Below are 26,381 nucleotides of genomic sequence, written 5' to 3' on the forward strand. Positions count from 1 at the left end.
ACGCACGTGGGGACCATCCCCGCACGCGCGAGGACCACAGCAGCTGACCTGCGGCTTTATGCGGGTGGGTACCTGTTTTTACTTACTTCCCGAGATTCCGACATACCGGCAATCCTTCGCATTTTCGATAGAACCACTTCAACCGCCACCCGTGTCGCCCAAAGAGTGCACTCGCCACTGGAGTTGTTGCTTGGTTCACCGGCTCTTGCTCGCGAGCGCAGGATAGATGAAGTCTGTCTCCATCGCCCCTCTGACCCGTAGGAAGCCCAGGCAGCTTGGCAGCATCCAGGCGCACCGGTCCATCGGGTCCTGAGCCAGGGAAATGGTCCTCGTAGCAGGGGACGCACTCTCGCCGTCCTGCCGCCCCGGCGCCCGACCCTCGCACGCCCGGCCCCTTCGCCCCCACGCCCCGACCGTCCCTCCGGGCCTGAAGTCGCCCGGCGCGCCCTGCAACCTGGTGAGTGGATCGACCCGGCTGCCCAGCCGGCCTACCCGTTAGGAATCCCGCAGGTATGCACCATGCGCTCCGACATACCCTTCGTGCCCCGCAGGGCGGTCGGGGTGGGGAGCCCAGTAGCGGCGGAGATGAGCATCCCCTCGGAGCCGGAGCCGGAGCCGGAGCCGGAGCCGGAGCCGGAGCAGCGGCTTGTTCCCCTGCCTCTCGGTCCCGTACGGTCCCTGCGGGCGTGAGGAGTGCCCAACACAGTCCGCACGGTAGTGACGAGAACGCGGAGAGCCCCGGCCGGGAATTTCGTGCCGGGGCTGTGGATGGGATTCCAGTCGTCAGCCGGCGGCGGAAAAGGCGTCTCCCTTGACTCCGTCCAGGAAGGCTGACCAGGCATAGGCGTGCAAGGCGAGTACGGGGCCGTGGATGTCCTTGCTGTCCCGTACGGGAACGATGTCCGGGGTGCCGTTCTGCACCTCAAGGCACTGCCCGTTCCCACTGCTGTAGCTGCTTGCCCGCCATCCGAGATCGATGGATGTGTGCTGCATCGTGAACACTCTCTCTTTCCGTCTCTTGTCTCTGTGGACTTGGTCGGTAGGTACGCGAAGAAAGGTCCCGAACCGGTCGGCTTTTCCTGTATGCGGAGTGTGGTGATTCGAGGGAGCGCAGCGGCGAGGCGTGTCAACGACGTGTGACGGGCCTCGGGGCGCCTGTGGGTGACCCACCGCATACATCGCCGATGAAGATCGTCCAAGCGTCAGCAGAGAATGGGAGGGTGGAGCCTCCCGGCCGCTTGCTGTCGCACACGATGCGTCCGGCACCGATGGTTTCCGCCACTTCCAGGCAGTCACCTTGCTGGTCGGAGTAGGAGGACTTACGAAAGTCGGTAATGATCTCGGGGGTCACGATTCCTCTTCCCTGAACGGCGCGCCGTCGGTGAGGAGTTGCCGGACGCGATCCGCGCTTTCCTCCGGCGACGTGGCAGCCGAGCGTGGCTGGTCAAATACCTTTGGATGCCTGCCAGCCGGATGTCCGTCCGGGCAAATCGTACTTGCTCAGGCCGCCAACGGCAGGCTTCCGCAGGCGACTTCGCGCCGTTTGGCGCATTCCCCGGGGATGTGCCACCGGTCTTCGGCTCCTACCCTGAAGCCCCCGAGCCGAAGAGGGAAGAATGCCACGCATACGAGCGAGAATCCGAACCGGCGCGAGCATCCTGGCCACCGGAGTCCTGATGATGGGCGGCCTTCTCGCAGGCACCGGTCAAGCGCAGGCAGCCACCACCATCCACTGCGCCGATCTCGTCGTCTTCTCCTTCCAGAACTGCGACCCGTTCACCGACACGGGTGGCCCGTACACCCTCAGCGTGAACACGTACTGGAACTGGAACCCCATCCCCAGCGGCACCATGCATCTCTACGTCGCGGGAACGAACATGCGCACTACCTGTCAAGGTCTGACTTCGATCAGCCAGGGTTACTACTACGGCACCGACTGCACGCCCCTGGCTTCCCAGTAACCCCTCTCCGCCCCGGCCTCCCTGCAACCACCGATCTCACCCGCCCGGAAGCCGCCGGGTGCCTTCGCTGTCCCGCCTGTGCGGCAGCGGAGGCGCCATGCACCACGGAAGACGTGCCCTCGGGGTCCTGCCGACCGACTCGGGCGGCGGTCAACGTTCATCTGCGCCAGGGGGTGTTGTCACGGTCTGGTGCCATCCCGGCCCGCCTCTGGCCCGACGACTCGGTCCGACGCCGTTCCTCGTACTCGCCTTCCTTTGCGGGCGCTTCTTCTCGTACGGGCTGAACCACGGCTGTGTGTCACACGATCCCGGAACGCCAACCCCTCTCATAAAGGGTCATTTGCGAGACGGTCGAAACGGAATCAGTGCCATCCTCATTCGTTGGGCAATCGGCCCCGAGGTCGGAATCTGTCTGGTTTTGCTGTAGCCGCAGTGTGCTGCGCAGTACACGCTCTAATTGAGTTGGAATTATCACCAGTTCGACAACCATGTGGAGTAGTAATAATGCGAATACGTGCAAAGGTCGCCGTTCCGCTGCTCGCCGTTCTCGCGCTCTGTGGAATGGCTCCGGCGGCGCAGGCGGGCGACACATCCGCGCCCGCCACGAACGATGTGGTCCGGGTCGGCAAGCTGACCCCGGAAATGGCTCGGAAGGTGGACGCGGCGGGCGCGAAGCGGACCGGATCACTCACCCAGGGCCGGGCCCTGTGCTTCCAGGCGCATGTGCGGAACGGGGGATGGTCCGCCGTGCTGTGCACCGACGGCGCTGCGGGTTACACCGGGACGGTGGGGCAGAACAAACCGATCGACGAGGTCTACTTCTATGTCGGCACGGTCGGCGCCCTGAACTTCAACGTGCAGGTGCACTGGGCGGAGGACGGCACCAGCGGGGAGTACAACGTGCCCCCGGGCACCTCGATCCAGCTCAGCAACGTCCACGGCCAGCCGCTCCAGGCGATCCGCCTGCGGAGCACCAACGAGACCTTGAAGGCCGCCGCCCACGTGCAGAACGTGGGGTGGAAGGGCACGGATCAATGGTCGTACGACCAGTGGATCGGAAGCATCGGCGAGAACCGCTGGATGGAAGCGTTCTGGGTGGCCATCTGAGCCGACTCCCCGGCGAGGGGGCCCGGCGTATGGATGCGTACGGGGTTTGTGCGCCAGGTGCATCACGGGCTGGGCGCCGGGGCCGGAGTGCGGCCGACCTCGGGGGCAGAGCCTCAGGAGGAGGTGGACACCGCGTTCGCCGGCTCGCGGGGTGCACCGGTGGAACACCGGAGAGGGGTGCGACCCGGCAGGACGGAAATGAGCGCTGCCCTGGCGCAACGCACAACGCTGCGACGAGCCTTCAGATGGGGTGGTGGCAGCCCCACAGCCTGTTCACCAGAGGTGCGGCGATTCCCATGAGTGTCATGACCAAGGCCGCGAGCCAGTACCGCTGCCCCTGCCCCAACGTCAGTACCGACACCGTTCCTACGACGGCTCCGAGACTCAGGCTCAAGGCTGGCCACCATTCTCTGCGGCGGAGCAGACCAGGGACGGAGTACATCGTCACGATGAATCCACTGGTCAGTGCGAACTCATACCACCCGCCCCCGTCGGGAAGATTCCACCCACCGCGACGTCCCCCATTGCTGTGATAGACGAACCGCAAGTGCACTGCACCGGCTATGCCCCAGCACAGTGCGCTGGCGCTCACCACGCCTATCAGCGTTCTCCATCCCCTGTTTCCCATGACGGGGATGGTAGATCCCGTTCCTGAACGCCTGTCCTTCTCGCTGTCGCCTGATCGGGGAGCCACCTACGCTTCCCTCACGGTCCTGTCCGACGGGTCATGGGCGCGGCCATAGGTGGTGCGACGCTGTGGTCACGATGCAGTGAAGGACGTGTGCCGCCCGTCGTAACGGGCGCGCACACCGGGAGTTCGCGAGCGGGTTGATGATGCGCTCGATAGCACCCCCGCGTGCGCGGGGACCACTGAGCCTCCGCCGCTCAAAAGCGCAGGTCGAAGTGCTGACGTGTCCCGTTCTCGGGGTGCTCACGCCGGTCGTGGGCGGCTGTCGGAGGAGTGGATCGTCTGTCAGCGGTTGACTTCGAGGTCACGGGGTCGGGATCGGCTGGGTGAGGTTCACCGGGTTGCCGTCGGGGTCCTGGATGTGGGCGACGCGCTGTCCCCACGGCATATCGGTAGGGCCGCCGTGGACCGAGCCACCCAGCGCCGTTACCCGGCCGAGCGTCTCGTCGACGTCGTCGACACCGATGCTGAGCACGATCCGCGGTGCCGCCTCGGTACCCAGGTCCGTCTTGGACACCAGCCCGAGGTCGGTGTCGCCGATGCGCAAGCCGAGGTAGAAGGCCGGCCCTTCCTCCGGTATCCGGAAGATCTCCTCGGCGCCGAACAACTGCGTATAGAAGCTCAGCAGGACGCTCTGGTCGGCAGTCAAGATCACTGGCTGGATGGTGGACATGGGACTCCTATCGAGAACGGTCGTGTCGCCGGGTAGACCGTTCGAGGACGGTGAACCTATCGATGGAACCACCCTGTCAAACGTTCTACGCGTAAGACTGCCACTGGCGACCTACCGGGCATCAACAAACGACGTCACGCCACCCCGCTGAGCAGCCGATTCAAGATGGCGGAAGTCCACTGCGACGCACACGAGCCCGCCCTCAGCCGCTCGGGACCATCCCCGCATGCGCGGGGACCACCGCTCATACAACTACGGATCAGAAGGTTGCAGGGGACCATCCCCGCGTGCGCGGGGACCACGCCGCCCTGGCCGCGCGTGGTGACGAAGCGGCGGGACCATCCCCGCATGCGCGGGGACCACGTCGGCATGGTCGAGCCGGAGAAGGCCCCCGAGGGACCATCCCCGCACGCGCGGGGACCACGGGTTGGACGCGTCCTGCATGTCCCACATCAAGGGACCATCCCCGCACGCGCGGGGACCACAAGTCGTATTTCGCGGGGTCTACCACGAAGTGGGGACCATCCCCGCACGCGCGGGGACCACACGAGCCGGTTGACCGTGGTGGTCTCCGTGATGGGACCATCCCCGCACGCGCGGGGACCACGGAGTACGTGCAGGAGACCATCTTCCAGGCCGGGGACCATCCCCGCACGCGCGGGGACCACCCGATCGTCAGTGTGTCGGCGTCGGCCAGGTGGGGACCATCCCCGCACGCGCGGGGACCACCCCACGATGGCGGAGACGGAGCCCTATGAGATGGGACCATCCCCGCACGCGCGGGGACCACCCCACGATGGCGGAGACGGAGCCCTATGAGATGGGACCATCCCCGCACGCGCGGGGACCACGCCTTGAGGACCCACTGCCCCCATGGCCACGAGGGACCACCCCCGCACGCGCGGGGACCACTGCCGCCCGATCGCGGGCATGAAGCGCGGGTGGGGACCACCCCCGCACGCGCGGGGACCACACCCACCCCGAAGGCCCGGAGGACGACTACAAGGGACCACCCCCGCACGCGCGGGGACCACCGGCACGGCGGGCGGTGCGCCTGGCCCCTTTCGGGACCACCCCCGCACGCGCGGGGACCACCTGGACACCACCACAGCCAACGGACAGAAACTGGGACCACCCCCGCACGCGCGGGGACCACTGCTCGGTGGTGGACTGGTTGCGCTGCTGCTCGGGACCACCCCCGCACGCGCGGGGACCACTGCCATAGACAAATTATGGGAGGGGTGCCATAGGGACCACCCCCGCACGCGCGGGGACCACACGGCGAAGGGCACGTCTGGATCGACCAGGACGGGACCACCCCCGCACGCGCGGGGACCACCGCAGCTGACCTGCGGTTTTATGCGGGCGGGTACCTGTTTTTACTTACTTCCTGAGATTCCGACATACCGGCAATCCTTCGCATTTTCGATAGAGCCACTTCAACCGCCACCCGTTTCGCCCGAAGACACGCACTCGTCACCGGAGTTGTTGCTTGGTTCACCGACCCTTGTGCTCGCGAGCGCAGGATAGATGAAGTCTGTCTTCATCGCCCCTCTGACCCGTGGGAAGCCCAGGTCGCTCGGTGGCAGGCAAGCGCCCCGGTCCACCGGGTCCTGGGTCAGGGGAATGGTCCTCGTAGCAGGAGGCGCACTCCCGCCGCCCCGGCACTCGGCCCTCGCGCGCGCCCGGCCTCTCCGCCCCTACGCCCCGACCGTCCCTCCGGGCCTCAAGTCGTCCGCCGCGCCCTGCAACCTGGTGAGTGGGTCGACCCTCTCCATGTGTGCAGGCGCGGAGGATGAAGCGCGGACCCAGGGAATTGCAGGTGAGTTGAGCATGTATTTGCTGAAGTCAAGGCCATATAAGCGGCGTTGGCGGCCCATTCACAGGTGCGCGGATTAGGATCGCCAGCCCCTGATCCGCCTTCCCGCCATATGCGACCCCATCTCGTCATTTGCCGTCAGCCTTCCGCCCCCGGTGATCCCCCCTCGTTCGGCTGCTCAGCCGGCCTACCCGTTAGGAATCCCGCAGGTATGCACCATGCACTCCGACATACCCTTCGTGCCCCGCAGAGCGGTCGGGGCGGGGAGCCCAGTAGCGGCGGAGAAGAGCATCCCCTCGGAGCCGGAGCCGGAGCCGGAGCCGGAGCCGGAGCCGGAGCCGGAGCCGGAGCCGGAGCCGGAGCCGGGGCAGCGGGCGGAGCAGCGGGTGGAGCCGCAGTAGCGGGGAGACCGGGTGGTTCGGGGGCGGGCGGTGCCGCGTGAGCGGGGAGCGGCGAGTGGCGGGTGAGGGAGAGAGGCGGGCAGGGGATGACTTCGCCGCCGGGCCTCGCGTGACGTTCGTACGGCGTGTGGTGCGGCACATCCCCCGTCACTCGCGCGCGGCCCGCCACTCCGGCGCACCCGGGACCTCCGGCGCACCCGGGACCTCCGGCGCATCCCGGACCTCCCGCGCCCCCGGGCCCTCCCGCGCACCCCGGACCTCCCGAATACGGTTCGACTACCCGCGCTCGCGTCACTCCGGCCTCCGGCGGTGGGTGCCGTCCTGGCGGCAGGTGCTCTCGCTCTTCCTGTTCGGCTTGGCCGGTCTCACCGGGTTCGTGATGTACGCCTATGCCGAGACGGACATACCCGAGCATCTCAACTCCTTCGCCACCCAGCAGGACAACGTCTACTACTGGTCCGACGGCACGGAGTTGGCGCGCAGCGGATGGGTCAGCCGGCAGGAGATGCCGCTGTCCAAGGTGCCTCCGCGTGTGCGGAACGCGGTGCTCGCCGCCGAGAACGCGAGCTTCTACTCCGATCCCGGGGTCTCCGCCACGGGAATGACCCGCGCGGTCTGGCGGATGGTCGGTGGCGGGGACACCCAGGGCGGCTCCACCATCACCCAGCAGTACGTCAAGAACGTCTATCTCGACCAGGACCAGAACCTGAAGCGGAAGTTCAACGAGCTTCTTCTCGCGGTCAAGGTCGACAACCGGCTCGGCAAGGACGAGATCCTTGAGGGGTATCTCAACACCAGCTGGTTCGGCCGGGGTACGTACGGCATTCAGCGTGCCTCCCAGGCCTACTACGGCAAGGAGGTCGGTGAACTGAACGTCAGTGAGGCGGCGTTCCTCGCCTCACTGCTCAAGGGCGCGTCGCTGTACGACCCGGCGATCAGTACGGCATCCCACGACCGGGCCGTTGAACGGTGGAGCTGGATACTCGACCGGATGGTGGAGACCGGTGCGCTGTCCTCGTCGGAGCGTGCCACGTACACCGTGTTCCCCGAGCCGAAGGCGCCGCCCCGGCCCTCCACGGCGGGCGGACAGCCGGGCTATCTCGCCGAGTTGGCGAAGACGTACTTCCAGAAGGCGGGCCATGTGTCCGACGCCGACTTCGACCTCGGCGGGTACGAGATCCACACCACCTTCGACAAGTCGCGTACCACCGCGCTCGCGGAGTCGGTGCGCAAGGTGCGGGACGAGTTCGATCCGGCGCGGCGCCGGGCTGACCGGTACGCGCGTACCGGTGCGGCCTCCGTCGCGCCCGACGGTCGGATACTCGCCGTGTACGGGGGGCCCGACGTGGCCGCTCAGGGGTTCAACGAGTCCAACGCGGTCACGGTCCCCGCGGGCACCGCGTTCACGCCCTTCGTGTACGCGGCCGGTCTGCGCGACGGGGTCCAGCTGAAGCGTGGGGAGCCGCGTACCCCGATATCGCCCGGGACCTGGTACGAGGGGAACGACAACCTTCCCGTTCTCACCCCCGAGGGGCCGTACTGGGACCGCAACGGCAAGGTGGTCAAGGGGCGGAACGACGGCGGGCGGTCCTGGGGGCGGATCAGTCTGCGTGAAGCGATGGTCCATTCCGTCAACACGCCGCTGATGCAGCTCGGTTCGGACGTCGGTTACGAGCGGGTGGGGCGCGCCGCCCAGGACGCCGGCCTCCTTCCGGACAGCCTGGGGCCGCGCGTACCGGCGTTCTCGCTCGGCAACTCCACCCCGAGCGCCATCCGGATGGCGAGTGCGTACGGGACGTTCGCGGCGGGCGGTGTGCACACGGAGCCGTACTCGGTGGCACGCGCGACCCGCAACGGCGATCCCGTGTCGCTCGACCGCCCGGAGAGCGACCGTGTCTTCAGTACGCGGGTCAGCGGCCAGGTCACCGATGTCCTCCGGGGCGCCCTTCGGGACGAGGAGTCCCCTTCCGGTGAGGTGTTGAAGGAGGTGTCCGGGCTGAAGGAGTTGGAGGGAGTGGGGGGAGTCCCGGGAGCAGCCGGGGCGGCCGGAGCGAAGGGCGGTACGGGGGCGGCCGGAGCGGAGGGCGGTGCGGGAGAGGTGGGAGGGGCCGGGGTTGCGGGGGCGAAAGGTGGTGCGGTGGTGGGGAAGAGCGGTACCACGCAGGATCACACCGCCGGATGGTTCACCGGCTACACCCCCCAGGAAGCGACGGCCGTCGTCGTCTACCGCATGGATCTGAAGGACCTGAAGCCCCTGCCGCTGACCGGCCTGGGCGGGGACGACCACGCGGACATCACCCTTCCGGCCGGGATCTGGACCGACTACCTGAAGTCCGTGACTCGACAGAAGCCGTGACGGCGGGTGCCATGCACGGATACGAGACGTGGCATCCCGGCCGACCCGATCACCCTGCCTGTCCTCTCTCACAGGAAGCGACCCCCGCATGATCCGTCTGCCTCGCATGCCTCGTCTGCCTCGCGTGACTCGTAAGACCCGTCTGATCCGTAAGGCCCGCACAGACCGTGGGACCGGTGATCTCCGTGGGGGCGGTGAGCGTCGTGGGGATGGTGAGCAACGTAAGGCAGGTGAACAACGTGGGGCTGGTGAGCAACGTAGGACAGGTGAGCACCGCAAGTCCGGTGGGAGCCGCAAGTCCGGTGGGAGCCGGGCCCCCGGTGGTACGGATTCCGGTGTTCCCGTCTCCTTCCGGGCGCGCACCGCACTCTCCGCGCGCGGCGCGTTCGGCTCCGCGCGCGGTGTGTTCGTCCGGCTCGGGCCGCGGAGCCGGGCCGCCCTCGGAGCCGCGCTCGTCGCGGCCGTCGTACCGCTCGTCAGCAGCGACATCGGCGGGCCCTCACAGACGGACCGGGTCGCCGGAGAGATCACGGCTCGTGGTGGCGGCGGCGGGACGGGGAGTGGAGGGAACGGGCTGCTGAAGGGCTCGGAGGCGGGGCGTACGGACGGTAGGCGCACGGGTGTGGGAAGTACCGGTGATTCCGGCGCGGGCAGGGGAGTTGGGAAGTACGGCGACGCCGATGACTGGGACGGGGAGGTGCAGGTACTCGGCGACGGATCGACCTCGTACAGCGGGCCTCCGAAGGACCAGTTGAAGCCGGAACGCCTCAAGCCGGGGGAGAAACCGCCCCAGTTCGTCGTGTTCTCCTGGGACGGCGCGCTGGAGGGCGACGACAAGCTGTTCTCCCGCTTCCGCGAGGTGGCCAAGGAGAGCGAAGCGCACATGACGCTCTTCCTGACCGGTATCTATCTGCTGCCGGAGTCGAAGAAGCGGCTCTACAAGCCTCCGCAGCACGGCGTCGGCGCGGCAGCCATCTCGTACCCGACCCGCGAGCACATCCGGATGACCCTGAAGCAGCTGGGCGAGGCGTGGAACGAGGGCAACGAGATCGGTTCGCACTTCAACGGTCACTTCTGCGGGGCCAAGGGCGGTGGTGACTGGAGCACCGCCGAGTGGAAGAGCGAGACCGAGCAGGCGTACGGGTTCGTGAAGAACTGGAAGACGAACACCGGCTTCACCGACATCGATCCGCTGCCCTTCGACCCGGACCGTGAGTTCGTCGGTGGGCGGGCGCCCTGTCTGGAGGGACAGAAGACGCTGATACCGGCGGTCAAGCCGTTCGGCTGGCGTTACGACGCGAGTTCGGCCGGGGACTTCCAGATCTGGCCGGCGAAGAGGGACGGGGTGTGGGACTTCCCGCTCCAACTGCTGCCGTATCCGGGAGGGAAGTTCCAGGCGCTCTCCATGGACTTCAACTTCCTCTTCAACCAGACGGGCGGCAGCACCGACGGTGACCCGGCCAAGCGGGACAAGTGGCACCAGGAGGCCAAGCAGGCGTATCTCGACGGGTTCGAGCGGGTCTACAACGGCAGTCGGGCGCCCCTGTTCATCGGCAACCACTTCGAGGACTGGAACGGCGGTATCTACATGGACGCCGTCGAGGACGTGATGCGGGACGTGTGTCCGCGCGAGGGGGTGCGGTGCGTGTCGTTCCGTGAGCTGGCCGACTGGCTCGACGCGCAGGACCCGGCCACGCTCGCGCGGCTGCGGAACCTGGACCCGGCGCAGGTCCCCGACTGGCGGGCGATGGTGCGGTGACGGTCCCGCGTTGTCAGACCCCCCTCCTAGCATCGGGGCATGAGCATGAACGGGGAGTACGTACGGCTGACGCCCGACGAGCTGGAACGCGTCATCGGCGACCACGAGTGGGCGACGGCCCTCGTGGAGAAGCTGATGGACGCGGACGCGCGCCGACGGCCGGGGTCCGCCGAGGCGCGCTGTCACGGCACCGACAAGGCGTGGGACGCGATCGGCTTTCTGACGCGCCGCGCCGGATTCCTCGTCGACATCGTGCACGGCGAGGAGCAGGTGCCGTGGGGCGAGGACTGGGGGTACGGGCCGCCGCGCTACCTCAGCCCCGACCGCGTCCGCACGGCAGCCGAGGCCATGGCGGAGACCGGGGCCGACCGGCTCGTCGAGGGGGTCGGGCCGGCGGACCTGACGGCCGCGGAGGTGTATCCGGTCGGGATATGGGAGCGTGACGACTCGCTGGAGTACGCCACCGGCCATTACGAGGCGCTGGTGCCGTTCTTCCGGTCGGCGGCCGAGGCGGGCGACGCGATACTGGTCTGGCTGTCCTAGGAACAGTCCGGGGAGCGGTTCCCGAGCGGTTCCCGAGCAGTCCCGAGCCGTCCCCGGGGGCCGCTGCCGTGGTTCCGGCCGTCACCCGATTGACCCTCTCACCTGCGAAGTCCGGGCGATTAGGGCGCAGGGTGGCCCTATGCGGCCCCACCGACTCAGGCCCCATCGAGCCAGGCCCCGCCCAGCCGCCCGGCCCCAGCAAGCCGGGCGCCACGACGCCGGGACCCGTCGAGCCAGGACCCAGCGACTCGCCCTGGGAGCCGTGGCGCTGGCGCTGGCGTTTCTGGTGCTCCGGGACGCCCCGGTGCGGTTCGCGCTGCCCGAGGCGGTCGGCTCCAGTCCCGAACGGCCGCCCGCGGCGCCCGAACCGCGGATCGTCAGCCGGCACGCCTGGCGGGCGGACGAGAGCCTGGTCCGGGAGCGGGCCGTGTACACGGGCGCGGTGAACGCCGTCTTCATCCACCACACCGGGCATCCCAACGGGTACGACTGCGCCGACGTCCCCGACATGCTGCGCGCGATGGAGGTGGAGCACGTCAAGAGCCAGGGGTGGGACGACATCGGCTACAACTTCGTCGTCGACCGGTGCGGCACCATCTACGAAGGCCGGGCGGGCGGCGTGGAGCGTTCCGTGCGGGGTGCGCACACGAAGGGCTTCAACGCGGACAGCGTGGGCATCGCGGCGCTGGGCACCTTCGGGCCCGGGACCAAGGTGCCCCGGCCGCTGCTGGAAGGGATCGCGAAGGTCGCCGCGTGGAAGCTGCGGCCGGGCGCGGACCCGGGCGGCAAGGTGCGCCTGGTGTCGTCGAGCGACGAGAGCAAGTACGACAAGGGCCGCGCGGTCGAGCTGCACGTCATCTCCGGCCACCGGGACAGCTACCAGACCGTGTGCCCGGGGGACGCGCTGTACGACAGGCTGCCCGAGGTCCGGCAGATGGTCGCGCGGCTGCGGCGACACTGAGAGAGACTGCCGGCCCCCGGACGAGAAGCCCGACCCGCAGATGCCTCAGATGCCCATGGATGCCATCTCGACGGCGGACCGGTAGTTCAACGCGGTGGCGACCACGCAGGTGCGGTAGGTGCGGTTGTCCTTGACCGCCAGGAAGTACTCACGGATCTGCTTGGAGTAGTTGACCAGATATCCCCAGCCCGGGAGGAAGCCGGGCGGCCGGGGGACGAGGGCGAAGGCCTCCGAGCACTTCAGGATCTCGCCCGTCGCCTGCGACAGCAGGTCCGCCACGTCGCTGTTCATCTCCCAGCCCGCGGCCAGTTCGGGCGTCCAGATGGCGCCCGCGACCTCGCGGAGGTGTGCTTGCTCCTCCGGGGTCGGGGCGCTCGTGGTGCCGTACGCGATCGAGTGGGCGCCACCGGTCGTGGCCTCATGGACCTGTGGCCGGGCCTGTGCATGGGCTGTCACGCCGATGGTCAGCGTGGCAGTGGCGGCCGTGAGAGCCACCGCGGCCAGTAAGCGGGATCTCCGTGTCTTCCCTGACGTCATGTGTTGCCCCTCCGCTTCGTGGGCGTGCGTGCCCGGCGCTCACCGGGCACGCAGCAAGCTGACATGTCCCGGCCATCACGTCAATGGCGCCCCCTGGCCGTTCCGGTCCGCGACCCGATCAGTGCTCCGGGCCGCTGACCCCTCGGCGTCGGTCAGTCCTGGAGCGTGGCGGCGACATCGTAGAAGGTGACGTGTGCGACTACGAGGTGCCTTACAGGCGTCGTACGAGAAGAGTCGGGCCACCCGGCGGCCGTCGCCCCGCGATTGCCGCGCGTTCGGTGACTCCCGCCGTTCCAGGGGGTGGAGTGGACCCGTCGTCGAGTGGAACCGGGTCGGCTATTCGTGTCCGTGGATGCCGTACGGGTCCGCATCCGCCCGAACACCTGTTGGCTTGTGGACGTGGAGGGCACAGGGTTCACTTCAGTCATGGTGAATCCCACGACGGCGCTGGAGGGTTTCTGGCCCTCGCGTCGCGTCCAGGTCTTCGACGGGTTCTGTTCCTAGGCCGTGGCCGGTTGGAGGCCGTCCGGGCAGCCGGTCGGTCCGCCCCATCGGTCACGGCCTCCGAAGTTCCGTGGACCGCGTTCCCGCGGCCCGCGTACCGGACCTGATCGACAGACAGAGGGACACACCCATGTCCGTGACCGACGAACTGCTCGCCAACAACGCCGCCTACGCCGCCACCTTCTCCGGCCCCCTGCCGCTGCCCCCTTCCAAGCAGGTCGCCGTGGTGGCCTGCATGGACGCCCGGCTCGACGTGTACGGGATTCTCGGCCTGAACGCCGGCGAGGCACATGTCATCCGCAACGCGGGCGGGGTGATCACCCCGGACGAGATCCGCTCGCTGGCGATCAGCCAACGCCTGCTGGGTACGCGCGAGATCATCCTCATCCACCACACCGACTGCGGCATGCTCACCTTCACCGACGACGGCTTCAAGGACGAAGTGCAGCGGGAGACCGGCGTCCGGCCGCCCTGGGCCCCCGAGGCGTTCCCCGACCTCGACGCCGATGTCCGCCAGTCGATCGCCCGCATCGAGGCGGACCCGTTCATCCCGCACAAGGACCGGGTCCGAGGCTTCGTCTTCGACGTGGCCACCGGAAGGCTGAACGAGACGACCTGACCCGGCCGCCCGCCGCGCGAACCATCTCCCCGCGACGCGTCGGACTTCCTCCTCCCCATGGCCCCGCCCCGGTGCTCCACGTGCTTCCGAGGCGGGGCGCCTCGCTTCCCCGGTTTCCCCCGGCCTCCCGGCCCCGCGCCACACACCTCACCGAACAGACCAATCCCACCCGCCCCCGGCTCCGAATCACCCATGAACATCGCGCCCGATCCGACGGGCGCATGCCAGCCGGCACGTCGAGCGCCGGCACGTGAGGGGTGGAGGCGAGGCCATGCCGCTGCGGAGCATCGCGGTCATCGGCGGGGGCGTGGCGGGCCTGACCGCTGCCCATGTGCTGCGCCGGGAACACGACGTCACGCTGTACGAGGCCGACGACCGGCTCGGCGGTCACGCGCACACCCACGAACTGCCCACGACCGACGGGCGCGTGGTGCGCGTGGACAGCGGCTTCATCGTGCACAACGAGCGCACCTACCCGATGCTGCTGAGGCTCTTCGCCGAACTCGGGGTGTCCACCCAGGACTCCGAGATGAGCATGTCGGTGCGGTGCGAGGGCTGTGGGTTGGAGTACGCGGGCGCCCGCGGCCTGTCCGGTCTCTTCACCGGACGCCGGTCGCTGCGCGGCGCGTATCTGCGGATGCTCGCGGAGGTGCCGCTGTTCCACCGGGCCGCCCGCAGGCTCCTCGCGTCACCGGGCGGCGAAACCGGCCGTACGCTGGGGCAGTTCCTGAAGAACGGGGGCTACTCGGCCTACTTCGTGAGCCACTTCGTCACCCCACTCGTCTCCGCCGTCTGGTCCTGCGCACCGGGGACGGCCCTGCGGTATCCGGCCCGCTATCTGTTCCGCTTCCTGGAGCACCACGGTCTGCTGTCGATCAGCGGGTCCCCGCGGTGGAGGACCGTCACCGGCGGCTCCCGCGAGTACGTCGACCGGATCGCCAAGCAGCTCACCTCCGTACACACCGGAACCCCCGTGCGGCAGGTGCGTCGTCTCGCCGACCGGGCATCGGTCGTGTGCGCCGACGGTGGTACGAGGGAGTACGCGGCCGTCGTCCTGGCGGTCCACCCCGACCAGGCGCTGCGGATGCTGGCCGACCCCACCGACGAGGAACGGCGCGTGCTCGGCGCGTTCCGCTACTCCCGTAACCCCACGGTCCTGCACACCGACACCTCGCTGCTGCCACGGGCGGCGGGGGCGCGGGCGTCCTGGAACTACCTCCTGCCGTCCTGCGGGGCGACGGCGGAAGCCGTGTACGTGAGTTACGACATGAACCGGTTGCAACGCCTGGACACGGCGGACACCCACGTCGTCACTCTCAACGCCGGCGAACGGGTCGCCCCGGACCGGGTGCTGGCACGCATGGTGTACGAACACCCCGTCTACACGCCCCTGTCGGTCGCCGCGCAACAGGACCTACCCCGGTTGAACACCGCGCTCACGACGTTCGCCGGGGCCTACCACGGGTGGGGTTTCCACGAGGACGGCTGCCGGTCCGGGGTCGAGGCGGCGGCCGCACTGGGCGTCCGGTGGTGACACCCGCAGGCAGCGGCCCGGCCCTCATCCGTACGAGAGGCGACGGAGGGCCCATGACGGTGGCCCCCGCCCTCTACGACTGCGTGGTCGCCCACACGCGTACCGAGCCGCTGCGTCACAGTTTCCGGCACCGCACCTACATGTGGCTGGTGGACCTCGATCAACTACCCGTACTGCCAAGTGCATTGCGCCCGCTGGCCCGGTTCGTACCGGGCGACCACTTCGGTGGCACCGCGCGATCGATCCGCGCGGGACTCGACGCCTGGCTGGCGGAGCGCGATGTGACGCTGGACGGCGGACGGGTACTGATGCTGGCACACGCCCGGGTGTTCGGCCATGTCTTCAACCCGCTGTCCCTGTACTGGTGTCACGACAGGAGCGGGTCCCTCGTCTGCGTGGTGGCCGAGGTGCACAACACGTACGGGCAGCGCCACTGCTATCTGCTGCGGACGGACGCGGTGGGCGGAGCGGAGGTCGACAAGGACTTCTACGTCTCGCCGTTCTTTCCCGTGGACGGCACCTACCGGATGCGGCTGCCCGTCCCGGGCGAGCGGCTGGATCTGACCGTGCAGCTGCGGCGGGGCGAGGAGCGCCCGTTCACCGCGACCGTGCGGGGGACGCACCGCCCCGCCACCGTGCGGCAGTTGCTCGCCGCCACTCTGCGCCACCCCTGGCCGACGGCGGCGGTGTCCGTCGGTATCCGCCATCACGGCGTACGTCTGCTGCTGCGCGGCCTTCCCGTGCGGCCCCGTCCACCGCACCCGACGCAAGAAGGCATGAAGTGACTGTCTCGATACCACCGCGCGCCGATCGCGACCGCAACCGCGACCACGAGCACGACCGCGCCGACCGCGACCGCTCCGAGTGCGACCGCGCCGACCATGACCGCTCCGCGTACGACCATGACCGCTCCGCGTACGACCGCGACCGCTCCGCGTACGACAGCGCCGGGCGGGACCACGCCGACCGTGAACGCGGCCCTGCCCGCCCCGTCCCCGCACAGCCCATCGCCGGGCGGTGTTCGGACGTTGATCTGCGACCGGGCGCTGATCCGGGACCGGGCGCTGATCCGCGACCCGCCGCTGATCGACGGCCCGACGCCGAGCTGTGGCCCGACGTCGCCCGGCCGCCGCGTGGCTCCCGGGCCCGTACCAGGATCACCGAAATCCTGCTGCGTCGAGCCTTCGCCCGGCTGCCCCTGCGGCTGCGGGTGGGGGAGGAGCACGCGACGGGGTACGGCCCCCTGCTGCGAATCCGTGAGCCCGAGGCGTTCCACCGGCGGATCGGCGTCGGTGGCCTGATCGGGTTCGGTGAGTCGTACATGGCGGGCGAGTGGGAGGCGGACGACCTGGTCGGCGTCCTCACCGTGCTCGCCGCCCATGTGGACGAACTGGTTCCGGAGCCGCTGCGGCGGCTGCGCGGGCTGTGGGTACGCCGCCGACCCGACGAGCAGCGCAACACCGTGTCGGGAGCCCGGGACAACATCCGCCGCCACTACGACCTGTCGAACGACCTGTTCGCATTGTTCCTCGACGGGACCATGTCGTACTCCTCCGCGCTCTTCTCCGCCTTCCCGGCGACCCCGAGGACGTTCGCCGCCGCCCAGCGCCGCAAGGTGGACCGGCTGCTGGATCTGGCGGACATCGGACCCGGCAGCCGGGTACTCGAAATCGGCACCGGCTGGGGCGAGTTGGCGGTACGAGCCGCCGCGCGAGGAGCCCACGTACTGTCCGTGACCCTGTCCGCCGAGCAGCGCTCCCTCGCTCTGGAGCGGGTACGGCAGGCGGGGGTCGCCGACCGGGTGAGGATCGATCTGTCCGACTACCGCCAGGTGAGCGGGAGTTACGACGCCGTGGTGAGCGTGGAGATGATCGAGGCGGTCGGGGCCGACTACTGGCCCGTGTACTTCGACACCCTCCGCCGAAGTCTCGCCCCGGGCGGCCGGATCGCGCTGCAGGCGATCACCATGCCGCACGAACGGATGCTGGCCACCGCGGAATCCCACACCTGGATCAGCAAGTACGTGTTCCCCGGCGGCCTCATCCCGTCCCGGGAGGCCCTCGCACGAGAGTCGGCACGCGCCGGACTGCGGATCGTGGCGGACGACGGCTACGGCGAGCACTACGCGGAAACCCTCCGGCTGTGGCGCGAACGCTTCCTCGACCGCGCCGACGACGTGGGTGCGCTGGGCTTCGACCACACGTTCCGCCGCATGTGGGAGTTCTACCTGGCGTACTCCGAGGCCGGCTTCCGGTCCCGCTACCTCGACGTACGACAGCTGCTGCTGACCGCCGACGACACCACGACAGGACAGGAGAAGGCCCTGTGACCCCCGTCGCCGCACGGCTGTCCACCCTGATCACACGCCACCTCCAGGGCCCGCTGCCCGTACGGCTGCGGGCCTGGGACGGCAGCGAGACCGGCCCGGCCGACGCACCGGTCGTCGTCGTACGGTCCCGCCGTGCGCTGCGCCGGCTGCTGTGGAAACCTGGTGAACTCGGCCTTGCCGAGGCGTACATCACGGGCGAACTCGATGTGGAGGGCGACCTTGCCGCCGCTCTGGGCGCGTTCTGGGGACAGGTGCGCGACCGGGGCACGGACGGCCGGCCCCGGCTCCGCCCGGCAGGTCTGGCCGAGGCCGCCACCATCGCGCTGCGGCTCGGCGCCCTCGGTCCCCGGCCGCCCGCGCCGCGAGCCGCCCGCGCCGAATTGTCGGGCGCACCGCACAGTGCCGCGCGTGACCGGGCCGCGATCAGCCACCACTATGACCTGTCCAACGACTTCTACGCCCTCCTCCTCGACGAGTCGATGGCGTACTCCTGCGGGTACTGGGCCCGGCCCGACGCCCCGGACTACCAACTCACCGACGCACAGCGGGACAAGGCCGACCTCGTCTGCCGCAAGCTCGGGCTGACCGAGGGCGCGCGGCTGCTCGACGTCGGCTGCGGCTGGGGCACGCTGAGCCTGCACGCCGCCCGCGAGTACAAGGCGCGGGTCACCGCGGTGACCCTCTCCCGCGCGCAGCGGGACTTCGTGGCCGAGCGGATCAGGCGCGAAGGACCGGCCGGCCTGGTGGACGTCGAACTGCGCCACTACCGGGACATCGAGGGAAGTGGGTACGACGCCGTGAGCGCGATCGAGATGGGCGAACATGTCGGGGACGCCGAATACCCGGCCTTCGCCACCCGGCTGTACCGGCTGCTGCGCCCCCGCGGACGGCTCCTCGTACAGCAGATGTCACGCGGGGCCGACGCACCCGGGGGCGGGCCGTTCATCGAGACGTACATCGCTCCGGACATGCACATGCGCCCCGTGGGCCGTACCGTCGACCAGTTGGAGACCGCCGGTCTCGAAGTCCGCTCCGTCGAATCGCTCCGCGAGCACTACGCCCGCACCATCGCTGCCTGGCACCAACGGCTCGAAGCCCGCTGGGACGACGTCGTCGCCCTGGTAGGCGAACCGACCGCCCGGGTCTGGCGGCTGTATCTGGTCGGCAGCGAACTGGCCTTCGCCCAGCGGCGGATGGGCGTCGACCAGATCCTCGCGGTACGTACACCACGGGCGGGCGACGCGGGCCTGCCCGCCACCCCACGGGACTGGTACGGGGACGAGCCCACCGGCCGGCACCCGGCCGCACCGTCCGCCCCGGGCCCGGCCGCACCGTCCGCCCCGGGCCCGGCCTCGCCGTCCGCACGGGGCCCGGCCGCGCCGTCGGTCCCGGGCCCTGCCTCACCGTCCGCACCGGACCCGGCGACGCCGTCCATCCCGGATCAGGCGACGCACCGATGAAGGGGTTCCCGTGGTCCGCGTTCGCCGCCAACCTGGCACCGGCGGCCGGTGCCGCGATCGCCGTCATGCTCGTCGTGTTCGTCGTGGCCACCCTGAAGGGCACGCACCGGCTCGTCGACATCGCCTGGGGCCTCGCCTTCACCGCTGTCGCGGCCGTCACGTACGTCCTGTCCTCGGGCCACGGGGACGACAGCCGGCGGTTGCTGATCACCGTCGCGACCGCCGTTTGGGGCGTGCGGCTGGCCGCCCACATCGCGTGGCGCGGCAGGGGCCACGGCGAAGATCCGCGCTACGAAAGGATGCTCGCGAAGGCTCCGGGGAACCCCACCTGGTACGCCCTGCGCACGGTGTATCTGCTGCAAGGGGCCCTCGTGTGGCTGGTCTCGCTGCCCGTCCAGGCGGGTCAGTACGTCCAGTCGGCGTGGTACGGGTCCACGCCCGCCGGACCGCTCCTCTGGGCGGGCGTGGCGGTGTGGGCGGCGGGCCTGGTCTTCGAAACGGTGGGGGACTTCCAGCTCGCCCGGTTCAAGGCCGACCCGGCGCAGCGGGGGCGCATCATGGACCGCGGCCTGTGGGGCTGGACCCGCCACCCCAACTACTTCGGCGACTTCCTGGTCTGGTGGGGTCTGTTCCTCATGGCGTGCGGTACTTGGCAGTCGGCGGCCGTGGCACTGGTCTCGCCCGTGGTGATGACCCTGCTGCTGACCCGGGGCAGTGGGAAGCGGCTCCTGGAGAGTCATATGGAGGGGCGTCCTGGGTATTGCGCCTACAGAGAGCGCACCAGCGGCTTCTTCCCCCGCCCGCCCCGCCATACCTCAGCCCCAGGCCCAGGGAGCACCCCATGAATCACCCGGACGCCGCTCACCGAGCGCTGCGCCTGCGCACCTCGCCGGCCATGCCGCGAACCGCCGCGCTCCTCCTGCACGGCGGTACATCGGAATCCCTGGCCCCACCCTCGGCGCTCAACCTGCCGGGTGTCCGGATGTGGCCCTTCGGCAGAGCGATCCTGCGGGCCGCGCCGACGGGAGACGTACTGCTGGGGACGGTCCGCTACCGCCACCGGGGCTGGAACGGCGAACGCACCGATCCCCTGCACGACGCCCACGACGCACTCGACGCCCTGACCGCCCTCACCCCTCCCGTGCCGACGGTCCTGGTGGGCCACTCCATGGGCGGCCGGGCGGCCCTGCGCGCGGCGGAACACCCGTACGTCACGGGCGTGGTGGCCCTCGCCCCCTGGTGCCCACCCGGAGAGCCGGTGGCGCACCTGCGCGGCAAGCACGTGATCATCCTGCACGACCCCCGGGACCGCGTCACCAGCGCAGACGAGTCCTGGGACTTCCTCCACCGGGCGGAGCAGGCGGGCGCCCTGACCCAGGCCGTTCCCATGCCACGCGGCGGCCACACCATGCTCCGCGACGGCAACTCCTGGCACCGCCTGACCGCTGCCCTGACCCTGGGACTGCTGGCGGAGCCGAGTCGTCTGGCGTGAGTGCGTGAAAGCGGGAGCGGAGGTGGGTGCGGGTTCCGTGCCGGAGGTTGGCGCCGACGCCAGGGGTGAACGGGCAGGTGCTCCCGGAGGAAGCGTACTAACCGCTGCTCGCGGTGCTGATTAGGGCGGCATGTGGGGACTGCGGGACAGGTCGGTCATCGATCTCGAAGCGTCGAGCACCGAAAACATTACGCGACGGACTTTATTGCTTCTTCTTCTCTTGGTTCCAGCCATTCGGCCACCCATTGAGCCTCGGCGAGGAACCCTTGTAGATGCTCGTGACTCTCGACCCAGTAATCTCCGCACCCTTTCTGAACTCCGAGTCGTGCGCAACGAGGATCAGATAACTAGGCGGTTTGTCCGGACGTCTCTGTAATTTCACGAACCTACCCGCATCCGGTCCCGTTGAGATTCTTCCAATTTTGTCGATCTCAAGCATGTGTATCTCTGTATGGCACCAGGAAGGCTCCACCGACCGAATCGGTTGCCCTCCCGATGACTTCGAACACGGGATGGCGTTGGACAATATTGGAAGCGGTTCGGTGGTTTGTCCATGGACTTAAGCAATCATCGCTCCCCTTGCCAGAACGGCGAGCCGACCCGGATCCGAATCTGCTGATCTCTGTCGACCAGACTTGCCACTGTGCCTTCAACGGTGTCGCCGACGCCGGGAAGAGATGCCGCAACATCCCGTCCCGTCCCGTCGGGACGGTACGAGATGACGTCAATGAACCCCTTGATGTCGGGAGTTCCCTCCAATTCCAAGAACGCTCCAAAATCAAACCTCGCTCGCACTGTCCCTCGGATTCTGGAACCAACGGGATGACTCTTTTTAGCGTTTTCCCAGGCATTTGAATCGGTCATTTGTGTCGTATCCTCGGGTATTGGTTAAGGTTTTCCACTACGCTGTTGGGTATTTCAAGCTCTGTCAGTGGCCCTCCTTCGTACGGCCTCTCGTAGCCTGAGTACACGCCATCATAGTCCTTCCGTGGAATCCTGACCTCGATGATGCCTTCACCGTAATGACGGGCATAAGCCTCTGCGAGTTCCCGTTCCTTCGCGAAATAGACAAGACCATTCATGTAAGGGTCGTCCGGGCCGCCGGGAAAATCTCTCTTCAAGTATCCATTAATTTCCTGAAAATTGCCTTGGCCCCTTTGGGGTGCCTTGTAAATGGATTGAGTTTCTATGTCGTCCGGGCATGCGGGCGCGAGCCCGAGTGGGTCGGACCAGGTATGCGGGTTGTGGACATAGGCGACGGGGTTCGGGGCCGGCGCCAGTCCCAGCGGGTCGGGGGTGAGGTAGCGGGCCGTTTCCGGGTCGTAGTGGCGGAAGTAGTTGTGGTGGAGGCCGGTTTCGGGGTCGTGGTACTGGCCGGGGAAGCGGAGTGGGGTGTAGGTGGTGGCTGTGGTGTTCCAGGTGGTGGTGCCCCAGAGGGTGGCCCGGGAGTGCCAGGCACGGGTGCCGTGTTCGTCGATGAGGTCGGTGGGGGTGCCGATGAGGTCGGTGGCGATGGCGAAGAAGCGCTCATCGATGGTGTGTTGGGGTGTGTCGGCGTCGAGGATGCGTTCGGACTGGGCCAAGGGGCGTGTGCCGCGGTGGTCCCAGGTCAGGGTGACCGGGTTCGGCAGGTCGGCCGAGGTGGTGGTCTGTTCGCAGAGGGTGGTGCCGTCCCAGGTGAAGCGGGTTTCCTCGGCGACGGTCACGGTTTCGCCGTCGTGGCTGAGGCGTTGTTTGGCGGTGCGGCGGCCGAGCGGGTCGTAGCGGTAGCGCCAGGTGGTGCCGTCGGGTGTGGTGACCGAGGTCAGGCGGTCCTCGGCGTCCCAGATGTAGCGCCAGGTATCGGGTTTGCGGGACAGGCGGGTCTTCTGGCGCAGGGTGATGCGGCCGAGGGCGTCGTGTTCGTAACGGACGTGTCCGGCGCGGGTGAGGGTGGTGCCGGTGTAGGCACGGGGTCCGGTGGCTTCCTGGCCGGGATGGGCGGTGGGCCAGGTGGCCGAGGTCTGGTTCCCGGTCGCGTCGTAGGCGTAGTTCTCGGTCCAGTCGGCGGCGGTGACGGTGGTGACGCGGCCGGCCGGGTCGAGGTCGTAGCGGGTGTGGCCGCGCAGGGTGTCGTCGAGCGCGGTGAGGTGGCCATCGGCGCGGTAGGTGTAGGTGCGGTGGTTGAGGGTGCGGGGTGACCCGGTACGGGTGTCGGTACGGGGAGTGGTGGCGAGGTGCTGGGTGGCGAGGCGGCCGGTCGCGTCCCAGGTCGAGGTGATGGTGAGCGCGTCACCGAAGGCGCGCTCCAGTTCGTGTCCGGCCGCGTCGTGGATGAAGCCGACACGGTGGTCGCCGCTGGTGAGGTGGGTGGGCCGCCCCGCGGGGTCGTATCCGTAGGTGGTGCGGCGTCCGGTGGGAGTGGTCCGGTGGGTGCGCCGGCCGACGGCGTCGTATCCGTAGGTGATGACCTGGCCGTCCACCATCTGGGTCTTGAGCAGTCCCCGGCGGTCGTACTGGTTGATCAGTTCGCTGTCCGGGCCGGTCGCCTGGACCGGACGTCCGGCCGGATCGTAGGCGTAGTCGGTCGTACGGCCCGCCGCGTCCTTGCGGATCACCCGGCCGAGGGGATCGCGTACGAGGGCGATCGTCCGTCCCGTGGCGTCGGTACGGGCGGTGACCTGACCAGCCGCGTCCAGGTGGTACGTGAGGGCGCGTCCGTCGAAGTCCGACTCGGCGACGAGCCGGCCCGCCCGGTCGTAGGTGTAGTCCCAGGTCGCTCCCTGCGGGCCGCGGACCTGAGTGAGGCGGAGTTCGGCGTCGTGCCGGAATTCGTGGCGCACCCCGTCCGGACCGGTACGGGCCGTGAGCTGGTCGAAGTGTCCGTACTCGAAGGCGCTGACCTGGCCGACGGGGTCGGTGTGGGTCAGGCAGTTGCCTTCCCCGTCGTACGTCCATGACTCCGTCGCGCCGTCGGGGCCGGTGCGACGGGACAGATGGCCGTCGGAGGTCCGGTCGAAGGTGGTGGCCGCGCCGAGTGGGTCGGTGACGCGTAACGGCCGCCCGAGCCCGTCGCGTTCGTAGCGCGTTACCCCGCCGAGCGGATCGGTCACGGTCCTGGGCAGGCCGGCCGGGTCACAGCGGACCGTGGTCACGGCGCCCAGCGGGTCGGTGACCGAGACGAGCCCGCCGCGGGTGTCGTACGCGTACCGGGTGGTGTGTCCGGCCGGATCAGTGACCGCGGTCCGGTTGCCGCGGTCGTCGAACTCCTGCTGCCAACGCGCGCCGTCCGGCCCGGTGAACGCGGTGGGCAGGCCGAGGGCGTCGCGTTCCGTGCGCACCTCGCTGCCGTCGGGGCGGACGACGGCGGTCGGTCTGCCGTGTCCGTCGTGGGTGAAGGCGGTGGTCCGGCCGAGCGGGTCGGTACGGGTGAGCCGGTTGCCGTGGGCGTCGTAGCTGAAGCGGGTGGTGTGGCCGAGCGGGTCCGTGGTGGCCAGCACGCGGCAGCCGTCGCCGATCAGATGGCGGGTCGCGTGTCCCTCGGCGGTGGTGAGCGTGGTGGTGCGGTAGCCGGTGGTGGGGTCCGGCTCGCCGTATTCCAGGGCGAGTTGGAAATGGCCTGCCTCGCCGCCCTCGGCGACGACCCGGTCCTGGTCGTCGTAGACGTAGTCGTAGCGGCTGTTGTTGGAGTCGATCCACGCCGTGATCCGTCGGCGCTCGTCGTACTCAAGGGTCAGGGCCGCGCCGGACGGCCTGGTGACGGTGGTCAGGTTGCCGTCCGTGTACCCGTACGTCATCAGGGGGCGGACACGTCCGGCCTCCGTGCCTGATGGCCCCTCGGAAGCGGTCGGCCCTTCCCGTGCCACGGGCCTTTCCAGCAGGGCGAGTTGGGTAACTCGGCCCTCGGTCACGGTCGGCGTCAGCTCGTACCCGCAGTCGTGCACCACCGCGAGAGGGGTGCCGTCGTCGGTGCGGTCGATGGTGACGGTGTTGCCGTTGCGGTCGCCGGTCCGGACCAGCCAGGCATCGCCGTCGTCGCCCGGTTCCGTCCCGGGAGGAGCGGCGAAGTGGCGTACGAGGCCGGTGTCCGGGTCGGTGAGGGTGTAGTCGCCGTTCTCGGCGCGGGCCAGGACGGCGGCGCGGGTGGTGCCGGAGCCGGGGACGCTGGGCAGGCCGGGGACGGGGTGCGGATAGCTGATCAGCAGGCCGTCGGCCGTGACGTGGATGACCCCGGTGGCGTCCACTTCCAGGCGTTCGTCGACGGTGGACGACCACGACGGGCCGAAGAACCGCCCGGCGGTGTAGCCGGACTCCACGCGGCGGGTGAACACCAGGGGCAGTACGCCGGGCAGTTCCACGTCGAGCTGCGGGAGGAACATCCGGCCCGACGCCAGGTCGACCGGATCGGTGCCGGTGGTGGTGCGCTCGCCGTCGGTCCTGCGGTGCGTGCCCTCCGGTGCGTCGTCGAGCAGGGTACGCGCCCTGCGGGCGCCGGAGGCCAGGTCCGCCGCCTCCTTCGCCACCCGGACACCCTTGACACTCGCCCCGGCGCCTCCGGTGGCGACGGTCAGCGCCAGATCGGGCAGGAGTCGGCCGAAACCCTCGCCGGGGTCCTTCATGAAGTCGGTGACCATCTGCCTGCCGGTGCCCCAGGGATCGTTGGCGACCTGGACGAGTCCGGCGGCGGTGTTGTTCAGTGAGAGCGCGAACTCCGCGGGGTGGGTCAGGTTGTACGGATCGAGAGGGTTGACGCCGCGTACGAACGTGAGCATCCCGGCGGTGCCCTTGAGCAGGCCCCCGCCGACATGGGTGTTCACCACCCGAAGCTCCTCCAGACCGTCCGAGGCCTGTTCGGAGTACGACGGCTTGGGCGGCGCGGCGTCCCGCGCCGTCCGTACCGCGCTGCGGGCGGTCTCGGCGGCGGTGTTGCGCTGCCGCCTGGCCTCGGCGAGCAGTTCCTGTGCTTCCTCCATGCGCGCCTTGCCGGGGTCGGTGAACGCGCCGGGCTTGGGCGGCAGAGTGGCTGGGTCGCGCTGGTCGGCGGGCTGGGCGTTGTAGCGGTCGGCGGCCTTGTTGTAGGTGCCGACCTGCTCGTTGTACGCGTCCCTCGCCTCCTCGGACGCCTTGGTCCCGGCCTTCCACGTCTCGATCGCGGTCTGCGCCTGGGCCTGGGCCCATTCCACCGTCCCGGCGAAGGCTTCCAGGGCCCCGGCCGCCTTCTCGAAGGCGTCGGCGGCCTTGAACCACTTCGGCGGCTCGATCGCCACCGTCGCACGGAAGGCGTCCGCCGCCTGCCCCTTGATCGCGGAGGAGTCCAGGCCGCCGAGCCCCTCGCCGACCTGGTCGAACGCGCCCTGCATGACCCGGAGATGGGCTGCCCCGGATCGGATCTTCGACGGACTGCCGTAGATCAGCTTCGCCTTGTCCTCGGTCTGCCCGAGGTCCATCTCGTCGGCCTCGGCGCCCATCCGGTTGGCGACCGAACGTGACCGTTCGCGTACCCAGTCCGCGCCCGAGTCCCAGCCGACGTCGTCCAGCCGGTCGGCGGTCCAGTCGCCGGCGTCCTCGACCCGGTTGCCGAGCCATTCCGTACCGGCCTCGATCTTGTCCTCGATGACATCGGGAGTGACGTCACGGATCAGGTCACCTATGCCCACGG

The 26,381-nt window shown here is 69.2% G+C and carries 20 protein-coding genes, 1 pseudogene and 2 CRISPR repeat arrays (1 of these 23 running past the window's edge); of the genes and pseudogenes, 14 read left to right on the top strand and 7 right to left on the bottom strand.

Annotation, left to right across the window (positions count from 1 at the left end):
* Nucleotides 1–38: direct repeats of the CRISPR family, unit length 28 nt; it begins 906 nt to the left of the window's first position.
* 745 nt (nucleotides 39–783) lie between these two features.
* Nucleotides 784–993: a DUF397 domain-containing protein gene (locus PZB75_RS16175; protein ID WP_275536005.1), complete on the bottom strand. Its 210-nt coding sequence runs from the start codon at nucleotides 991–993 to the stop codon at nucleotides 784–786.
* Nucleotides 994–1,126: 133 nt separating this feature from the next.
* Complete coding sequence (locus PZB75_RS16180) at nucleotides 1,127–1,351, bottom strand: DUF397 domain-containing protein (protein ID WP_275536006.1); 225 nt, start codon at nucleotides 1,349–1,351, stop codon at nucleotides 1,127–1,129.
* A 265-nt stretch (nucleotides 1,352–1,616) separates the two neighbouring features.
* On the opposite strand from PZB75_RS16180, the gene PZB75_RS16185 reads away from it, so the two are divergent.
* Entirely contained in the window at nucleotides 1,617–1,961 is a 345-nt protein-coding gene (locus PZB75_RS16185; protein ID WP_275536007.1) for a hypothetical protein, read from the top strand.
* A gap of 504 nt (nucleotides 1,962–2,465) precedes the next feature.
* On the top strand, nucleotides 2,466–3,068 hold the full coding sequence (locus PZB75_RS16190; RefSeq protein WP_275536008.1) for a hypothetical protein: 603 nt from the start codon (nucleotides 2,466–2,468) through the stop codon (nucleotides 3,066–3,068).
* Between the two features lie 241 nt (nucleotides 3,069–3,309).
* Here PZB75_RS16190 and PZB75_RS16195 read toward each other — a convergent pair whose 3' ends face one another.
* Together PZB75_RS16195 and PZB75_RS16200 are read right to left on the bottom strand one after the other, a co-directional pair.
* Nucleotides 3,310–3,462 carry a hypothetical protein gene (locus PZB75_RS16195; protein ID WP_275536009.1) on the bottom strand — a complete coding sequence of 51 codons (153 nt, stop codon included), beginning with the start codon at nucleotides 3,460–3,462 and terminating at the stop codon, nucleotides 3,310–3,312.
* A gap of 598 nt (nucleotides 3,463–4,060) precedes the next feature.
* Complete coding sequence (locus tag PZB75_RS16200) at nucleotides 4,061–4,429, bottom strand: VOC family protein (RefSeq protein ID WP_275536010.1); 369 nt, start codon at nucleotides 4,427–4,429, stop codon at nucleotides 4,061–4,063.
* Nucleotides 4,430–4,641: 212 nt separating this feature from the next.
* A CRISPR array of direct repeats spans nucleotides 4,642–5,768; the repeat unit is 29 nt; unit sequence GGGACCACCCCCGCACGCGCGGGGACCAC.
* Nucleotides 5,769–6,466: 698 nt separating this feature from the next.
* Between PZB75_RS16200 and PZB75_RS16205 the strand changes: the two genes are divergently transcribed.
* From PZB75_RS16205 to PZB75_RS16225, 5 genes and pseudogenes are all read left to right on the top strand, one after another.
* Nucleotides 6,467–6,649, top strand: coding sequence for a hypothetical protein (locus PZB75_RS16205; protein WP_275536011.1), 183 nt, complete (start codon nucleotides 6,467–6,469; stop codon nucleotides 6,647–6,649).
* A gap of 379 nt (nucleotides 6,650–7,028) precedes the next feature.
* Nucleotides 7,029–8,885: pseudogene (locus tag PZB75_RS16210) on the top strand (transglycosylase domain-containing protein); the annotation flags it as partial.
* Between the two features lie 523 nt (nucleotides 8,886–9,408).
* A complete protein-coding gene (locus PZB75_RS16215; RefSeq protein WP_275536012.1) occupies nucleotides 9,409–10,764 on the top strand; it encodes a hypothetical protein in 1,356 nt (451 codons plus the stop codon).
* A gap of 39 nt (nucleotides 10,765–10,803) precedes the next feature.
* A complete protein-coding gene (locus PZB75_RS16220; protein ID WP_275536013.1) occupies nucleotides 10,804–11,307 on the top strand; it encodes a YfbM family protein in 504 nt (167 codons plus the stop codon).
* A 262-nt stretch (nucleotides 11,308–11,569) separates the two neighbouring features.
* A complete protein-coding gene (locus PZB75_RS16225) occupies nucleotides 11,570–12,268 on the top strand; it encodes a peptidoglycan recognition protein (RefSeq protein ID WP_275536014.1) in 699 nt (232 codons plus the stop codon).
* 45 nt (nucleotides 12,269–12,313) lie between these two features.
* On the opposite strand, the gene PZB75_RS16230 is transcribed toward PZB75_RS16225, so the two are convergent.
* On the bottom strand, nucleotides 12,314–12,724 hold the full coding sequence (locus tag PZB75_RS16230; protein WP_343286241.1) for a hypothetical protein: 411 nt from the start codon (nucleotides 12,722–12,724) through the stop codon (nucleotides 12,314–12,316).
* A 715-nt stretch (nucleotides 12,725–13,439) separates the two neighbouring features.
* Here PZB75_RS16230 and PZB75_RS16235 point away from each other — a divergent pair.
* From PZB75_RS16235 to PZB75_RS16265, 7 genes are all read left to right on the top strand, one after another.
* Nucleotides 13,440–13,928: a carbonic anhydrase gene (locus PZB75_RS16235; protein WP_275536016.1), complete on the top strand. Its 489-nt coding sequence runs from the start codon at nucleotides 13,440–13,442 to the stop codon at nucleotides 13,926–13,928.
* Nucleotides 13,929–14,199: 271 nt separating this feature from the next.
* On the top strand, nucleotides 14,200–15,462 hold the full coding sequence (locus PZB75_RS16240) for an FAD-dependent oxidoreductase (protein ID WP_275536017.1): 1,263 nt from the start codon (nucleotides 14,200–14,202) through the stop codon (nucleotides 15,460–15,462).
* Between the two features lie 53 nt (nucleotides 15,463–15,515).
* On the top strand, nucleotides 15,516–16,247 hold the full coding sequence (locus PZB75_RS16245; protein WP_275536018.1) for a DUF1365 domain-containing protein: 732 nt from the start codon (nucleotides 15,516–15,518) through the stop codon (nucleotides 16,245–16,247).
* Between the two features lie 320 nt (nucleotides 16,248–16,567).
* Nucleotides 16,568–17,791 (top strand): cyclopropane-fatty-acyl-phospholipid synthase family protein, encoded by a 1,224-nt coding sequence (locus PZB75_RS16250; RefSeq protein ID WP_275538733.1) that lies wholly within the window; start codon nucleotides 16,568–16,570, stop codon nucleotides 17,789–17,791.
* Nucleotides 17,788–19,251, top strand: coding sequence for a cyclopropane-fatty-acyl-phospholipid synthase family protein (locus tag PZB75_RS16255; protein ID WP_275536019.1), 1,464 nt, complete (start codon nucleotides 17,788–17,790; stop codon nucleotides 19,249–19,251). The genes PZB75_RS16250 and PZB75_RS16255 overlap by 4 nt, the downstream gene beginning before the upstream one ends.
* A complete protein-coding gene (locus PZB75_RS16260; protein WP_275536020.1) occupies nucleotides 19,248–20,096 on the top strand; it encodes a DUF1295 domain-containing protein in 849 nt (282 codons plus the stop codon). Before PZB75_RS16255 ends, PZB75_RS16260 begins: the two co-directional genes overlap by 4 nt.
* Nucleotides 20,093–20,743: an alpha/beta hydrolase gene (locus tag PZB75_RS16265; protein WP_275536021.1), complete on the top strand. Its 651-nt coding sequence runs from the start codon at nucleotides 20,093–20,095 to the stop codon at nucleotides 20,741–20,743. The genes PZB75_RS16260 and PZB75_RS16265 overlap by 4 nt, the downstream gene beginning before the upstream one ends.
* 567 nt (nucleotides 20,744–21,310) lie before the next feature.
* Here PZB75_RS16265 and PZB75_RS16270 read toward each other — a convergent pair.
* Together PZB75_RS16270 and PZB75_RS16275 are read right to left on the bottom strand one after the other, a co-directional pair.
* Complete coding sequence (locus tag PZB75_RS16270) at nucleotides 21,311–21,607, bottom strand: hypothetical protein (RefSeq protein WP_275536022.1); 297 nt, start codon at nucleotides 21,605–21,607, stop codon at nucleotides 21,311–21,313.
* Nucleotides 21,604–26,379 carry a putative T7SS-secreted protein gene (locus PZB75_RS16275; RefSeq protein ID WP_275536023.1) on the bottom strand — a complete coding sequence of 1,592 codons (4,776 nt, stop codon included), beginning with the start codon at nucleotides 26,377–26,379 and terminating at the stop codon, nucleotides 21,604–21,606. Before PZB75_RS16275 ends, PZB75_RS16270 begins: the two co-directional genes overlap by 4 nt.
* Nucleotides 26,380–26,381: the final 2 nt, after the last annotated feature.

Origin of the sequence: Streptomyces sp. AM 4-1-1 (assembly GCF_029167625.1) — a bacterium.
In the GTDB taxonomy this organism is placed as follows: Bacteria; Actinomycetota; Actinomycetes; order Streptomycetales; family Streptomycetaceae; genus Streptomyces.